Source organism: Vibrio sp. 10N.222.55.C6 (assembly GCF_041473395.1).
Taxonomy (GTDB): Bacteria; Pseudomonadota; Gammaproteobacteria; order Enterobacterales; family Vibrionaceae; genus Vibrio; species Vibrio crassostreae_C.
On sequence record NZ_JBFRSD010000807.1, the window covers coordinates 1 to 361 of the forward strand.

At 40.2% G+C, this 361-nt stretch carries 1 protein-coding gene; it reads left to right on the forward strand.

Annotated features, from left to right (window positions below; all coding sequences use genetic code 11):
- Positions 1-78: 78 nt before the first annotated feature.
- Positions 79-361: AAA family ATPase (locus AB4486_RS26290; RefSeq protein ID WP_372119700.1), on the forward strand; the 283-nt coding region annotated here is incomplete at its 3' end.

Below are 361 nucleotides of genomic sequence, written 5' to 3' on the forward strand. Positions count from 1 at the left end.
TATTTAACCAGTCTAATGGACTTAGCTGAATTACCTCAGATAGAGCAATGTTCAAAAGAACCTAGAGATCTTGTGCTTATGCCTCTTAATCAAATCTTATACGGACCACCAGGGACAGGCAAAACCTATCACACTATTGAAGCAGCGGTTCAAGCTGCAGAACCTGAGTTTTATGCCAACCTTAATATTAGCGAACAAGCTGGTGGCGCATCAGAAGAACAACGAACAAAGTTGGTGGAAAAATACAAAGAGCTCACAAGAACTGGTCAAATTCGCTTTGTTACTTTTCATCAAAGCTATGGCTATGAAGAGTTTGTTGAAGGGTTAAAAGCAAACTCTGAGGGTGGTGATATCTCTTATG